Source organism: Bacillus sp. MMSF_3353 (assembly GCF_030733445.1).
GTDB lineage: Bacteria > Bacillota > Bacilli > Bacillales > Bacillaceae_G > Bacillus_A > Bacillus_A wiedmannii.
Map to the genome: position 1 here is coordinate 50,281 of NZ_JASHJA010000017.1, position 14,260 is coordinate 64,540.

The following is a 14,260-nucleotide window of genomic DNA, read 5'->3' on the forward strand; positions in this document are numbered from 1 at the left end:
CCTTTTTACACATCATTATAGCATGAGAAAACCGCAAGCATACATGCTTACGGTTGATTGCTTTTTACTAAGTCATCTAGACTTTTAAAATGATACCCTTTCTCGCGCAAATCATCAATGATTTTCGCAAGTGCTTCTGCATTATCTTTTGATATTGCATGAAGTAATAAAACAGATCCTGGATGAATCATCGTCATTACATTATTATGTGCATATTGCCATCCTCTTTGCTCGTCCACTTTCCAATCCAAAAATGCAAGTGACCAAAATACATTATAATAGCCCATTTCTTTCGTAAGAGCCAACGTTCTTTCACTAAATACGCCGCGCGGCGGACGTACATATTTTACTTCTTTTTGCCCAGTTACTTTTTTAATCTCTTCCGTTACACTCGTTAATTCTTCACGAAGTTTCGCATCATTTACCGTTGTAAAATCAGGATGACTCCACGAATGATTTCCAATAATATGTCCTTCATTCTTCATTCTTAATAACAAATCTTTTTGGGTTTTAATATAATGACCCGTTACAAAGAAAGTTGCCGGTACTTTTTTCTCTTTTAATACATCTAAGATTTTCCCTGTGTATCCATTCTCGTACCCATTATCAAATGTTAAATAAATATCTTTTTTCTTTGCATCCCCTAAATAAAACCCACCATTTTTTTGTAGTAAATCTGTGTATAACTTTCCTGCATCTGGTACTGTTTCATTTTTAGGACGCGGGATTCCCCAGTTATGTGGAGTATTTGTATAAGCTAATGCTGAAACTGGAACAAGTGCCATCATAATTGAAAAAATGAGACCGATATATAACCATTTATATTTCATAAATAGTCTCCTTTCCATATATAATCGTACTTGTAGTTTCTGTTGCCGTGCATTCTTTCATGCTGAACATGTTTTTCTATATATACCAAAAAAATGCATCTCGAATCATTCGAGATGCATTTTTGTTTACTTAAATACTGGCTCTTTAAAGCTAGCTAATTTTTCAAGTGATGTTTTATCAACATCTGCATGTAAGCTATTACCATGAGAATCCATCGTTACAACTGCTTTAAATCCTTCGATACGTAAATGCCACATTGCCTCTGGAATACCAAATTGTAAGAAATCAACATCTTTTACTTCTTTAATACATTCGGCATAATATTGCGCTGCACCGCCAATTGCATTTAAATATACACCACCGTGCTCTTCTAAAGCCGCTAATGTTTTTGCACCCATACCACCTTTTCCAATGACAGCGCGAATACCGAATTTCTTCATAATATCGCCTTGGTACGGTTCTTCACGAATACTTGTCGTTGGACCTGCCGCTTTAATTTGCCAGTTTTCATTTTCATCTTTCACGACAACTGGACCACAGTGATAAATAACTTGTCCTTTTAAATCTACTGGACAATCGTTATCCATTAAATGCTTATGGATTGCGTCACGACCTGTATACATCATGCCATTAATTGTTACAACATCACCAACGCGAAGTTCACGAATTTGCTCTTCTGTAATTGGTGCTTGTAATACAATCTCACGTTGCTCTGTTTTTTCTTGCGCTTCTTGCTGAAGTGTATCCTCACCTTCTTGATATAGCCAATCCATAATTTCACCTGTTTCAGGATGGATTGTTACGCCAAGGCGGCGATATGCCCAGCAATTATACGCAACAGATACGTAGAAACTAGCTGGCAGACGATTATACACGCCAATTTTACAACCAAGTAAAGTTGTTTCTCCGCCAAATCCCATCGTACCAATGCCAAGCTTATTCGCATTTTCTAATACGTACTCTTCAAGTTTTTGTAACTCTGGTACTGGATTGACATCATCTAATGTACGGAATAATTGATTTTTTGCTAATTCGTAACCTGATGTGCGGTCTCCCCCGATACCAACACCAATTACACCTGCACTACAGCCTTGACCTTGCGCTTGATATACAGCATGAAGAAGGCATTTACGAATCCCTTCTAAATCACGGCCAGCGCGTCCAAGTCCTTCTAATTCACACGGTAAGCTATACTGAATATTTTTATTCTCACAGCCACCACCCTTTAGGATTAAGCGTGCATCAATATAATCTTTTTCCCATTGTTCAAACTTAATAACCGGTGTACCTGGTCCTAAATTATTTCCACTATTGTCTCCAAAAAGAGAATCAACAGAATTGGGACGAAGTTTACCATCTTTTGTCGCCCGCTCAAGCGCATTATAGATAGCTTCCTTCAAATGTAATTGATTCACACCAACTGGTGTATAAATTTTAAACGTTGGCATCCCTGTATCTTGGCAAATTGGCGAGATGTTATCATCAGCCATTTTAATATTATTCGTAATTGTGCCAAGTGCCATCGCAGAACGAGTCCCTGCATTTTCTCGTTCTTTCGCTTGTTGAATCGCACGACGAACATCTTTCGGTAAGTTCGTTGACGTTTCAACAATTAGTTGATACATGCTTTCTTGAAGCTTTTCCATTGTTACTTCCCCCTCAATTGTGAACGCTACCAAAACGTTATGAGCTGAAAATTCCATCGTTATGCTCTTCAGCTTTTTATTTGTTTCACGCTATGAAAGCATAAATGAAATTTTTCACAACTTGATTATACCTTTTTTTCTACCGTCCTTCTATTATCCATACAGAAAAAGGCTGCCAATTTTGCATTGGCAGCCTTTTTAATATATTATTCGTCTTTTTTAAATTGCTCACATTTTAATTCTAATTCATCTAACATCGCAAGAAGACGATCTACATCTTCTAACTCTACTTCTTCAGGTTCAATTGTATCAATTACTTCAATGAACATATTTAAACGTTCTTTTAAATATACTAGTTGTGAATCTTTATCTTCAATTGCTTTTCCCATGAAGGCACTCTCCTTTTAATTCGAGATGCTTTTATTATACCGCAAAAATGATTGCTATGGGCATGAAATTTCATCAATTTTGTCACAGCCATTCATTCAAATGTAAGCCCTCTCTCTTTTTTCACAAAAAAGTTTCACTTTATAAAAAGTACATATTCTTCTATTATAGAGAATGGACAAATTGTTATTTCAATAGTCAAAGGAGTATTTCATATGACGATATCACAAAAAATGAAGCCGATTACTCCTTCTTACGATCCATGGGAAGCGTATATGGACCTTGAAGAGTACGGCAAACTACTATTAACAAACGTTGAGTTTACAACGACAACGTTATGCAATATGCGTTGCGAGCATTGTGCTGTTGGTTACACATTACAGCCGAAAGATCCAAATCCGCTTCCTATGGAACTTTTATTAAAACGATTAGATGAGATTCCTCATTTACGTTCTTTAAGTATTACTGGCGGAGAACCAATGCTTTCAAAGAAATCCGTCGACAACTATGTAACACCACTCTTAAAATACGCTCATGAACGAGGCGTTCGCACTCAAATCAACTCAAACTTAACTATAGATTTAGCACGTTACGAACAAATTATTCCTTATTTAGACGTATTGCATATATCTCATAACTGGGGAACAATTGATGACTTCGTTGAAGGTGGATTTGCAATGATGGAACGTAAACCTACTTATGAACAACGTGCAAAATTATTTGAACGAATGATTACAAATAGTAAAGCTCTATCAGATGCAGGTGTACTCGTATCAGCCGAAACGATGTTAAACAAAAGGACTCTACCGCATATTGAACATATTCATCGTCAAATTGTCGAAGAGATGGGCTGTAAACGTCATGAAGTTCATCCAATGTATCCAAGTGACTTCGCGAGTAATCTAGAGATCTTAACAAAAGCTGAAATTCGAGATGCAATTGAGCATTTACTAGAAATTCGCGATGAAAATGTATGGATGTTATTTGGAACTTTACCTTTCTACGCTTGTAGCGATGACGAGCGAGACATCGCCACATTTAAGAAATTACAAGAAAGCAAAAATGTAACAGTTCGTAACGATCCAGATGGTCGTTCTCGTTTAAACGTCAACATTTTCGATGGAAATATTATTGTAACTGATTTCGGTGACGTTCCTCTTCTAGGTAACGTACAAACAAACACACTACAAGAAGCGTATGACAAATGGAGTGCTTCAAAAACAGCACAATCATTAAGCTGTCACTGTCCTGCAGTAAAATGCCTTGGACCAAATGTTCTTGTAAAAAATAGCTACTATCCGACAGAAGACTTCTTATCAAAAACAGCAAACATAACATTTTAAAGTTCAACTTTAATCAGTGGGGGTTTTGTTCATTCCCCACTGATTATTAGTTGAACCAATTGCCCACAAATAGCGGGATAAATAAAAACGTCAGCTTATAAGCTGACGTTTTTTCATATTATTGCGAGTGAGAAGAAGAAATGAATTTAAAATACAAATGATCATGAATTGGAATAGCAGCTCCGATTCCTTGTGAGGTAATATTTTTTACTACAAGCCTCTTTTGATTTCCTTTTAACACAAGGTACACTTCTCCAAATGTTACTTTTCCTTTTTCATTTACTGCTGGTGTATAAGCGTATAAATATCCAAGTTGACTCGGACTAATATTATACACACGCTCATGTCCAGTACCATAACCAATGGTCGTTTTAAATGCAAGTGGCAATTGTACTTTTTCAAGTGCTTTGAGAAGCATCATTTTTTTCACATCCGCAGTATTTTTCATATCTGCTGTTAAATCACCTTCAACCGTCTTTTGCGTTTCTTGCTTATAGCGTAGCGGATATAAGCGATCTCCTCCGCGATTATCGTACACATTGCGATTTACTTGTTTATATTCCCAATTAATCGACGTATCAACCGATTCATAATTTAAAGCCCATTGACCTAGATAAATCTTCGCTCGGTACCCTACCGCAAGCGGCGCATTCGAAATTGTCGTTTCATTAAACATTCGAATTAAGTCCGGATTTTCAATTTTAATATTTGCTGTTTTCAATAGTTCTTGAGCAAACTTACTCGGTTGTAAGCGCGGCAAATCTTGCGCATCATTTGGAAACGTATTGTCTTTAGAAATATTTAAAACAGATGAAGGCATTTTTGTTTCTACCGTTGTCTTTGCAAAACTCATGTTAGGAAATAATAGAATAAACGAGACCATAGTTGAAAGACATATGCTGTATACTCGTTTCACCTGTCTGGCTCCTTCCTATGTAAAGGTATATATACTACTTTGTTTATTGTTTTCTCTCAATACAATTGTTATGCCTATTTTTCATAATAAATAAAAACCAATTCCCATAATGACATACGCCGCTAATAAAGTACCGCCTTCAAACCAATTTGTATCTCCATCATTTGAAATCGCAATCGTTAAGAAAACAGCTGTAATCATAGAAACAAGTTCTGGTATTGTAAATACTAAAGGCATCCTTTGTGCAAGGAACATAGAAAGCAGTACTAATACAGGAGCAACAAACATGGCAATTTGCAACGTAGAACCGACTGCAATTTCAACTGCAATATTTACTTTATTTTTATACGCCATAATAATTGCAGATGCATGTTCCGCTGCATTCCCAACAATTGCAACGATAATAACCCCTATAAATAACTCTGACCAACCAAATGACTTTGCAACTGTCTCAAATGTATGCACAAGCGCCTCTGACACATAAGCGACCGCAATTGTCGCTATTGCTAAAATGAGTAGCGCTTTACCTTTCGACCACTCTGGTTCTTCCTCATGAGCTACTTCATCCGTTTTATGTTGATATACACCACGATGCGTAACGAGCTTAAATAGCAGTGCAGCAAGGTACATAATAATCATAATGATAGAAACACCGATACTTAATTGATACGTCTTCCCAGCATCCATCTTCATTGAAAAAATCTCTGGAATAACAAAAGCTACTACTACCGCAAAGATTAATAAAGCTGAATTATGCCTTGCATCATATACATTAAAACTTTGTCTTTTGTATTTAAGCCCTCCTATAAAGAAGGATAGCCCTCCTACTAATAATAAATTCCCAAGTACAGAACCCGTTAAAGAGGCTAATACCACCTCAATTAATCCCGCCTGAAGTGCAAAAATCGAAATAATTAGTTCAACAGCATTACCAAAAGTAGCATTTAATAATCCGCCTATTCTAGGTCCAGAGACAATTGCCAAACTTTCTGTCGCTCTCCCCATAAAACCCGCTAAGGCGATAATAGTAATGCAATACACAGCGAACATAATTGTTTGAGGCCAATGAAGCATTTTTCCAAGTACAGAAAGTGGTACCCCGATCAGCGCTACTATAAGAAATATTTTATTAAACATGCTTTTCATCCTTCCATCGTATGTATTTCTCCTCGATATTATTATTATTCTTCTCCTAACTTGTCCGATTTCATCACAATTACGTTTAAAAAATCGGATTGAAGAAAACAGTATAAAAGATATTTAAATTATCTTGTTTAAACGGAGAAAACAATAAATTATGAACAGGGGTTAAAAGCATGCATTTAAAAGAAAAAATTGAAACTATTATTTGCGGTCAACGAACTGGTGTATTATCTACTGTACGTGAAAATAAACCTCATAGTACCTTTATGATGTTTTTCCACGAAGATTTTGTGTTATATGTTGCAACAGATCGGAAATCAAAAAAGATAACAGATATCGAAAACAATCCAAATGTACATGTACTACTTGGACGTGAAGGAAAAAAATTAGATGAAGATTATATTGAAGTTGAAGGCTTAGCCTCCATCGAGGAAGACTCCACATTAAAAAACAAGTTTTGGAATAATAGCTTAAAACGCTGGTTACTTGGTCCTGAAGACCCTAATTACGTATTAATAAAAATCAATCCCGACACAATTTATTACATCGATGGTGCTGGTACGACGGAGCCCGAGTTTTTACGACTATAAAATAAAACAAGCCCCCTTTAGGTGGGCTTGTTTTGTCGAAAAGTTCTTCTGAAAAAAACAATAAAATAGGTGGAACTTTCTAAAGATTCTGTTATATAATAGCAGTAACTTAAATAAACTGTATTAAAACAGATTGAGAGGAGAAATCAAATTGATGAAAAGAGAAGAACGCAAAAACATGATTGAGTTTATTGAAAAGAAAAAAGGGATTGAGCGTGATGAATTATTGTTTATGACAGACGATGAAGTAGAACATATTTATAATGTAACGTACTTTTTGTATGAAGAAATTGCAGAGTAGTATAATAATCCCCACCTTATTAGAAATATAAGGTGGGGATTATTTCGTTATTTGCGGAGCGGTAAAATCCCACTGATTAAAGTTTCGTTTTATACGTGAGAATGGTTTTCATGTATAATAATGTAAGATTGGAGGAATTTTACTATGAGTTCATGGCTCTTATTCGCACTATTATCAGCAATCGCTGCTGCCCTTGTATCTATTTTCGGAAAGATTGGTTTAGATGGAATCGATGCCAATGTTGCAACAACGGTTCGTTCTATTATTATGGCATTATTTATGGTGGGCGTTATTATTATCCAAGGTAAATTTCAAAATATCGGCGACGTACTGCTAAATAAAAAAGCACTGCTCTTTATCACATTAAGTGGGGTTGCAGGTGCTTCGTCATGGCTATTTTATTTTCTTGCCCTTAAAACAGGGAAAGTTTCACAAGTGGCTCCTGTCGATAAATTAAGCGTCGTATTTTCTATCATCCTCGCGATGATTATACTCGGTGAAAAGTTAAACTTTATGACTGGCGTTGGTGTAGTCTTTATTACAGCTGGTGTATTATTTATTGCTTTCAGCTAAAAAAACCGCTAATAGCGGTTTTTCTTTTTCTTTATATAAAACCATACAATACATGTAACAACTACTGAAATGAATAAAATCCATACTCCGTAATGATGTAGGCTATACTCAACGAAACGCCACTTCTCTCCTAACTTCCAGCCAAGTCCAATAAAAACACTTATCCAAATAAGCGCACCACCGTAAGCGTACAAACAAAAACGCCAAAGTGTTAAATTCGACATCCCAGCAAAATATGCTGTTAAATGACGTACTCCCGGGATAAAGTAACCAATCATTAAAAGAAATGGTCCATATTTTTCAAATAAAATATGCGTTTTTTCAATGTGATGTTCTTTAATTCTAATCTTCGGTCCATATTTTTTTAAAACAGGGAGTCCAAGTTTTAAACCTAATATGTAGCTTAATGTAATACCTAACATCGCACCAGCCATCCCGCTTAAAAAAGCAGCAGTTCCTGACATAACTCCTTTAGAAACATTATAACCAACGAAGGTCAATAAAAACTCGTCTGGTATCGGTAATCCAACAATTCCACCGGCCAACGCTATAATAATTCCAAAATACCCATAATGCGCGATTAACTCGCCAATATGTTGTTCCATTCGGAAAACACATCCTATGCACGATCGTTATTCCACATTGTGCCCTTTCTATCTTTCAGACAAACATGGTATACATATTCACTATACATTGTTTTTATAATGAACTCTACTTCTATCCATTCCTTTAGCAGGAAGAAAGTGAACCATTAATCAGTGGTGATTTGTTCATCCTAACTAATTTTTAGCACACACCAATTGTGCGCCCGACTCCCTCCTACTTCCCTTGTATTCACCGCTTTTTAAAGTGCTAGTCTTATTATCTGTAAATAGTGGGATTAAAAAATAAAAATTCATATGCTTGTTTTTTTGTTACAATAAAGGAAAGTTACTTTTCGCAACGGTTTAACTCTCAGGAAAAATGATATATCTAGCAAAAACATAGTTTGGTCGATATAATGCAACTTCTACCTATTAAAAGAACATACACCCTTTACATACAACATCATTTTTCTAAATTATACAGGGGGAACGAACATGACCATTGAAAATCAATTTATCCAAAAGGTTTACTATAAAACATTTTTAACAGAAGAAACTTCTACTCCAGTATCAGAAGTACTCGGTGAAGCATATATAAATGAATCTACAAATGAATTCTCCAACATTTCTAATATCCGCTTTGCTCAAGGTGAATTTTATTACCAAAATAAAGACTTTGAAGCAGCGATATTTAAATGGGAGAAAGTAAATAACGAACTTGCACTTTGGGCAACCAAAAATATTGCAGATTCTTATTTTGAACTAGGATTCTTGCCAAAAGCAGAAGAGATTTATCAATCTATTCAAACGGAAGATACAACTCTTACAATGGAAGTTTCCTTACAACTTCTTTCTCTGTACATCGAACAAGATCGTTTAGGTCTAGCATTTAAGACGATTAGTGAGGCCGTTGCATTTCAACCTGACTATCCTAATATTACTGCAATTGCTCGCTCATTCTATGAAAAACAAGAAGATTGGAATAATGCTATCGAACTTGCCGTTCAAGAAGGAATTCGAACAAAATCGTTACACTGGTTCGATACTTTAATCAATTATGTGAATCAAGGATTCACGAAACAAATCAAACCAGAATATTTCTATGAATCTTTAAAAGCATTATATGCAATTGATCAAGTCCAATTTAAAGAACTTGTTATTGCGCTTTGGAACAGCTATCAAAATGAAAACTTGCATCTACCTTGGATTCAAACAATAAATCATTTATTCTTACATATTGAAACAGACAACAATGACGATTGGCATGAAATTGTTGAACGCTATCAAGATACGTACTTTGAGTTAATTACTGGTGAGCATTTCATGCATGAAATGCAGGGACTTGTACCAGATTTATTAACCAATTGGTTTAGTTTAACGAAAGCAAAAGATGCCCTATTTGTCTCTGCTGCAGTGTTAGCATGGAATGAAGTTTCACCTACAACTTTAGAGTCATTACTCGTAAAAAGTGCGGGAGCCCTACTTTCTAATTCAACAGCTGAAACAAATGTAAATATGGAAACAGTTTCTCATTTATTCGAAACAATTGCTGTATGGGCTGAAAAAAACGATGTGGATTTAAGTCATCAATTTACGTTACTCGTTCACGAACTGTGTGATTTAGATGTTACACAATTACTAATAGCGGGAACTAGTGACCAGGATAAATCATCATTCATCAATTCTATACTAGGAGAGAACATCTTAACTGAGACTGTAACAACTCCTATTCTATTTAAAGATGATAGCCAAACTGAAATAACAGAATTCACTGCGTTAGATGTACACAATATACCTAGCTTTGATGAATTCCATCAAAGAATGGCTACACCTTCCGAATCAGAACTTGAGAAAAAATGTATAGAAATTAAGTTACCAAGTAGATTTTTAAGAAAAAATAAATTTGCATTTCTTGTTACGCCACCTGTTCAAGGGCAAGTGGATAAAAACAGCTCATATTTTGAATACTTACAAGCAGCAGATAGCCTTATTTACGTATTAAATTCTTCTTCACCATTACATGGTGAAGAACTTGATACATTACTTTATTTACGTGAACAAGTGCCAAATTTACAAATTCATTTCGTATTACACACAAATAATACGACCAATAACGAAAAACTAATGAGTAAAATTAAAGTCCATTTCCCAAATGCACAGTTCTTCCCATACTCTCCTTCACAAGAGAGTAGCCAGCAACTTGGAGACGTGACAGAGTCTATTCTTTCTAATCTAGCAGAACGTAACATGGAACAAGAACGTATAGAAAAACTAATATGGTTTACTCAAAAGACAATCGCATACCTTGTAAATGAACGTGTGGAGTTAGAAAATACATTAGTGAAATCCGTACGCTGGAATAAACATATCTCAGTTAAATTAAATGGATTTATTAACAACCTTACTGCTCTTGAAAAAGATAAAATTCGTTCTATTACAGAATCTTATCTTTTAACGAAAGAAGAAATCACACGAGATATCCATTCTCAAATTCCTGAATTATTACAGAGTTGTTCTGACCTCGTTCAAGAAGATAGCGACTTCAAATTAGTTCATGAAGAATTAAATACTGCGATGAACGAACGAGTTCAAAAACATGTACAACAAGTGCTTCTTCCTAAATTTACTGGTTCTATTCAGGAATGGATTGAAACAGCTCATAATGAATTTATTCAAGCTCAATCTTATTTAGATGAAATGAGTGAAACGTTTAATAAATTATATAAAGAAGAACGCATGAAACTTCCTTGTGATTTCAAATTACTAGATGACTGGCATCGAGATGTTGTACGCATGACAAATAGAATTACAGTAACGAACATCAATATTTTATTACGCTTTACACCGACACAATTTTTCTTAAAAAGTGCGGGAAAACTATTTGGTAACATGCAAAAAAATCAGTCTATGCTCGCAAACAAATATAAACAATACATTGAAACGGAAGACTATACGGAAATTGCTCAAACAATCTCAAAACAATTCTTCCTTCAATTTGAAGTATTTGAAGGCGCATTAGAACGAGATATCATGATGTTCTTTAAAGATCCACTTAGCATATTGAAACAAAATGTAGAAGCAGCTCAACTTGAAATACAGGAAGACGAGCAAACATTAGCAACATTAAGAAGCAACCCAGAAACTTATCACGATCCGTTAGCATTCTTTAAACTGCAACTATTGCAACACAAATTCGTTTTAAGTACAAACAAAAACAATGAAGACGTCTATGAATTTAATGAGTCTCCTACGATTTAACATAAAAAACCAAGCAAATTTCAGTTTGCTTGGTTTTTTACTTTAATTCATTATTTTCATATGTTCAAATGGATAATAAATTGCCGCTAATTCTCCTAATACATCTTCTCTATCAATAAGTCCTAAACCATTTCTACTATCTCTGCTTATTAAGCGATTATCTCCCATAACAAAAATCTTATTTTTAGGAATTGTAATCGGTCCAAAGTCCTCTGTTAAATTCATAAGTTTTTTTTCAGCTTGTTTTTTATTACTATACAAATACGCTTCCTGTTTCACTTCATGATTCACATATAATTGATCATTTCTCACCTCGATTACATCGCCAGGCAAACCAATAACCCTTTTCACATAAAAATTATCCGTCTTCACAACAATAATATCTTCTCTCCCATAACTTTCAAACTGCTTTGCTAACTTATTAACAATCAGCTTATCCCCATCTTGTAACGTCGGCTTCATGGACGCTCCTTTTACAGTCGTAGGAAAAAACACAAAAATTTTCGCTAAAAACACTAACAAACATGCAATTGCAATTGTTCCAAAGAATTCACGCAAACGTTTTTTCTTTTGCATCATTCCACCATCTCATCATCTTTTTACTTTTATTATAAGGAATTCAACTGTAAAATTTCCACAAAATTCTGAATTATAAAATTGTAATATTACAAACTTAAAAATAACATCCTCATAAATTTATTATTTTTATATACCATAATCTATATTTATCTCACTATTTGCGAACAGTAAAAAAGATACCCTCAAAATAGTCTATCCACTATTTTGAGAGTATCTTTTTATATTCCCACATATACAATACACATTTGAGCCGCTACATATGTAAACCAAATCCAAAGTGGTTCATACTTTAATTTGCGTCCTCCAATATCTGTCACGCCTATAATAAAATCAGAAATCACAAATAGTAAACCACCAAAAGCCGGTATCCACCATATTCCTATATTCTCATAGTATAGGGCGAATGCAAAGCAAGCCATTCCTCCAACCCACAATCCGTAAATTAGAGCTCCTATCGTAAACAATTTATCTTGTTTATCATTTCGTATAAAAAAGAACCATCCTACAATTAGAAAGAGTCCGTATACGAGTAAACCAATCCAAAAACCATTCCATGAGATGCCTGTTTGCAAAAATGCTTTTACATAAAAACAATGCGCAAGGGCAAAAGTAATCATACCTCCAATTAATCGATGACCAATTGGAATCAAACCTGCCATAAATAAATCTCCTACAGTTGATAATGTCATACCTAGTGCAACCCACGTACTATACGCTACTGATGGATCTTGTAACCATATCCAAATTGCACTTGCTGTTAAAGAAAAACTAAGAATAAGACGCACCGCTAAAGGTAACGGCATATTATTTCTTGTTTTTTTTGTCTGTCCTATTGCGTACATTGCACCAATTAAAAAAAGAATGATTTGTCCAATTAACACCATGTAAAGTAGATTCATAACATGTTCTCCTCAATAAATGCTTTTTGTATCTTTTTTCGTTACACCTAGTCTATTATCCTTTTTCTATATAAAAAAAGAAGAACAGTACTGTTCTTCCATTGTAATCGTTTTCCTGTTATCTATGCTACTTGTTTTTCGTTCGCCCTTTTCTGCTTAGCTGTCGTCCGATTCACCACGATAATTCCCGCGGCTACACATGCCAAACCGAATAATACAAATGAATGAATTGCTTCTCCTAAAATCATGCTCGATAATAACACACCAAATACGGGTATAAAGAACATGTACATTGATACTTTTCCAACCTTGTTATACTTCATAATTGTATTCCAAATGCAAAAGCCTGCTGCGGATAAGAAAGATAAGTAGAGAAGCATAAGTATTGCATGTACACTAAATGTAAATGGCATGGCTCCAACTTGCAAAGCCCCTATACATAATAGCCCGATAGAACCAAAAATCATTTGGTATGCTGTCATATAGCCAACATCTAATGTTTTGCTACCTTCTTTCGCCAATATGTTTCCATATGAATACAACATTGCTGCACTAAGAAGTAATAAGCTACCGATTCCGAAATGGAATGACAAACTACCATCACTCGGTACATTTACTAAAATGACACCACAAAAGCCAATAGAGACCCCAATTATTTTTCTCATATTGAGAGCGTCATCTTTATATAAAAAGTGAGCGAGTAAAATTTGAAAGAATGATGATGTTCCTGAAATGATAGCTCCTTCAATGCCAGAACTATAACTCATTCCAATATAAAAACATATATATTGAAGAAATGTTTGAAATAAACCAATTTGTACTAACTGTTTCCCCGTTCCTTTTTTGAAGCTCATATCTTTTCCTAACACTTTAAAGAATAATAAGAGCATGACTCCAGATAAAAAGAAACGATAACCAGCAAATAATATTTGCTCCCCAACTTCTTGTGGCTGAATTCCAAGTTCAGCATAACTTAATTTAATAAATGGGAATGCGCTCCCCCATAAAAAGGTCGCTCCTATTGCAGCAATTAGTACGCCAATCGGATGGGTAAAAAATTTCTCTGTCTTCACTTGTTGTCTTCCTTTCCGATCTTTATATGAACAATATTCATATATACCAAAGGAAGTGTGAAAACACAAGTTTTCAGTTTATACGCAAACAAAACATATCATCTAACGAAAACATATGATATACTATAGAATAATTA

General features: G+C 34.8%; 14 protein-coding genes. 5 read left to right on the forward strand and 9 right to left on the reverse strand.

Annotation, left to right across the window (positions count from 1 at the left end):
- Positions 1-47: 47 nt before the first annotated feature.
- The 3 genes from pdaA to RBB48_RS23575 form a co-directional block, all read right to left on the reverse strand.
- Positions 48-830 (reverse strand): delta-lactam-biosynthetic de-N-acetylase, encoded by a 783-nt coding sequence (gene pdaA / locus RBB48_RS23565; protein WP_060486931.1) that lies wholly within the window; start codon positions 828-830, stop codon positions 48-50.
- A gap of 126 nt (positions 831-956) precedes the next feature.
- A complete protein-coding gene (fumA, locus tag RBB48_RS23570) occupies positions 957-2,477 on the reverse strand; it encodes a class I fumarate hydratase (RefSeq protein WP_000413499.1) in 1,521 nt (506 codons plus the stop codon).
- Positions 2,478-2,683: 206 nt separating this feature from the next.
- A complete protein-coding gene (locus tag RBB48_RS23575) occupies positions 2,684-2,866 on the reverse strand; it encodes an SE1561 family protein (RefSeq protein WP_000513547.1) in 183 nt (60 codons plus the stop codon).
- A 213-nt stretch (positions 2,867-3,079) separates the two neighbouring features.
- Between RBB48_RS23575 and yfkAB the strand changes: the two genes are divergently transcribed.
- The gene (yfkAB, locus tag RBB48_RS23580; RefSeq protein WP_000156029.1) at positions 3,080-4,207 is read left to right on the forward strand and encodes a radical SAM/CxCxxxxC motif protein YfkAB; all 1,128 of its coding nucleotides are present in this window, start codon (positions 3,080-3,082) and stop codon (positions 4,205-4,207) included.
- 118 nt (positions 4,208-4,325) lie between these two features.
- Here yfkAB and RBB48_RS23585 read toward each other — a convergent pair whose 3' ends face one another.
- Both RBB48_RS23585 and cax read right to left on the reverse strand, forming a co-directional pair.
- Complete coding sequence (locus RBB48_RS23585; RefSeq protein WP_088061643.1) at positions 4,326-5,123, reverse strand: YfkD famly protein; 798 nt, start codon at positions 5,121-5,123, stop codon at positions 4,326-4,328.
- An 81-nt stretch (positions 5,124-5,204) separates the two neighbouring features.
- Positions 5,205-6,260 carry a calcium/proton exchanger gene (gene cax / locus RBB48_RS23590; protein WP_142291666.1) on the reverse strand — a complete coding sequence of 352 codons (1,056 nt, stop codon included), beginning with the start codon at positions 6,258-6,260 and terminating at the stop codon, positions 5,205-5,207.
- A gap of 179 nt (positions 6,261-6,439) precedes the next feature.
- On the opposite strand from cax, the gene RBB48_RS23595 reads away from it, so the two are divergent.
- The 3 genes from RBB48_RS23595 to RBB48_RS23605 all read left to right on the forward strand — a co-directional run bounded on the left by RBB48_RS23595 (position 6,440) and on the right by RBB48_RS23605 (position 7,730).
- On the forward strand, positions 6,440-6,856 hold the full coding sequence (locus RBB48_RS23595; RefSeq protein ID WP_000550224.1) for a pyridoxamine 5'-phosphate oxidase family protein: 417 nt from the start codon (positions 6,440-6,442) through the stop codon (positions 6,854-6,856).
- 154 nt (positions 6,857-7,010) lie between these two features.
- Positions 7,011-7,157 (forward strand): BH0509 family protein, encoded by a 147-nt coding sequence (locus tag RBB48_RS23600; protein WP_000817786.1) that lies wholly within the window; start codon positions 7,011-7,013, stop codon positions 7,155-7,157.
- 144 nt (positions 7,158-7,301) lie between these two features.
- Positions 7,302-7,730, forward strand: coding sequence for an EamA family transporter (locus RBB48_RS23605; protein ID WP_000100307.1), 429 nt, complete (start codon positions 7,302-7,304; stop codon positions 7,728-7,730).
- An 8-nt stretch (positions 7,731-7,738) separates the two neighbouring features.
- Here the strand turns inward: RBB48_RS23605 and RBB48_RS23610 are convergent, their stop codons facing one another.
- Positions 7,739-8,335, reverse strand: coding sequence for a DedA family protein (locus RBB48_RS23610; RefSeq protein ID WP_046953695.1), 597 nt, complete (start codon positions 8,333-8,335; stop codon positions 7,739-7,741).
- Positions 8,336-8,809: 474 nt separating this feature from the next.
- Between RBB48_RS23610 and RBB48_RS23615 the strand changes: the two genes are divergently transcribed.
- Positions 8,810-11,572: a tetratricopeptide repeat protein gene (locus RBB48_RS23615; RefSeq protein ID WP_306008162.1), complete on the forward strand. Its 2,763-nt coding sequence runs from the start codon at positions 8,810-8,812 to the stop codon at positions 11,570-11,572.
- Positions 11,573-11,614: 42 nt separating this feature from the next.
- Here RBB48_RS23615 and lepB read toward each other — a convergent pair whose 3' ends face one another.
- From lepB to RBB48_RS23630, 3 genes are all read right to left on the reverse strand, one after another.
- Positions 11,615-12,151: a signal peptidase I gene (lepB, locus tag RBB48_RS23620; protein WP_306008163.1), complete on the reverse strand. Its 537-nt coding sequence runs from the start codon at positions 12,149-12,151 to the stop codon at positions 11,615-11,617.
- A gap of 218 nt (positions 12,152-12,369) precedes the next feature.
- Positions 12,370-13,050: a lysoplasmalogenase gene (locus RBB48_RS23625; protein ID WP_306008164.1), complete on the reverse strand. Its 681-nt coding sequence runs from the start codon at positions 13,048-13,050 to the stop codon at positions 12,370-12,372.
- Between the two features lie 122 nt (positions 13,051-13,172).
- Positions 13,173-14,123 carry a DMT family transporter gene (locus tag RBB48_RS23630; protein ID WP_306008165.1) on the reverse strand — a complete coding sequence of 317 codons (951 nt, stop codon included), beginning with the start codon at positions 14,121-14,123 and terminating at the stop codon, positions 13,173-13,175.
- Between the last annotated feature and the right edge of the window lie 137 nt (positions 14,124-14,260).

Excerpts from the sequence above, each read along its gene's own strand:
- pdaA (WP_060486931.1), bottom strand. The coding sequence starts at position 830 with ATGAAATATAAATGGTTATATATCGGTCTCATTTTTTCAATTATGATG.
- fumA (WP_000413499.1), bottom strand. The coding sequence starts at position 2,477 with ATGGAAAAGCTTCAAGAAAGCATGTATCAACTAATTGTTGAAACGTCA.
- RBB48_RS23575 (WP_000513547.1), bottom strand. The coding sequence starts at position 2,866 with ATGGGAAAAGCAATTGAAGATAAAGATTCACAACTAGTATATTTAAAA.
- yfkAB (WP_000156029.1), top strand. The coding sequence starts at position 3,080 with ATGACGATATCACAAAAAATGAAGCCGATTACTCCTTCTTACGATCCA.
- cax (WP_142291666.1), bottom strand. The coding sequence starts at position 6,260 with ATGTTTAATAAAATATTTCTTATAGTAGCGCTGATCGGGGTACCACTT.
- RBB48_RS23595 (WP_000550224.1), top strand. The coding sequence starts at position 6,440 with ATGCATTTAAAAGAAAAAATTGAAACTATTATTTGCGGTCAACGAACT.
- RBB48_RS23600 (WP_000817786.1), top strand. The coding sequence starts at position 7,011 with ATGAAAAGAGAAGAACGCAAAAACATGATTGAGTTTATTGAAAAGAAA.
- RBB48_RS23605 (WP_000100307.1), top strand. The coding sequence starts at position 7,302 with ATGAGTTCATGGCTCTTATTCGCACTATTATCAGCAATCGCTGCTGCC.
- RBB48_RS23610 (WP_046953695.1), bottom strand. The coding sequence starts at position 8,335 with ATGGAACAACATATTGGCGAGTTAATCGCGCATTATGGGTATTTTGGA.
- RBB48_RS23615 (WP_306008162.1), top strand. The coding sequence starts at position 8,810 with ATGACCATTGAAAATCAATTTATCCAAAAGGTTTACTATAAAACATTT.
- lepB (WP_306008163.1), bottom strand. The coding sequence starts at position 12,151 with ATGATGCAAAAGAAAAAACGTTTGCGTGAATTCTTTGGAACAATTGCA.
- RBB48_RS23625 (WP_306008164.1), bottom strand. The coding sequence starts at position 13,050 with ATGAATCTACTTTACATGGTGTTAATTGGACAAATCATTCTTTTTTTA.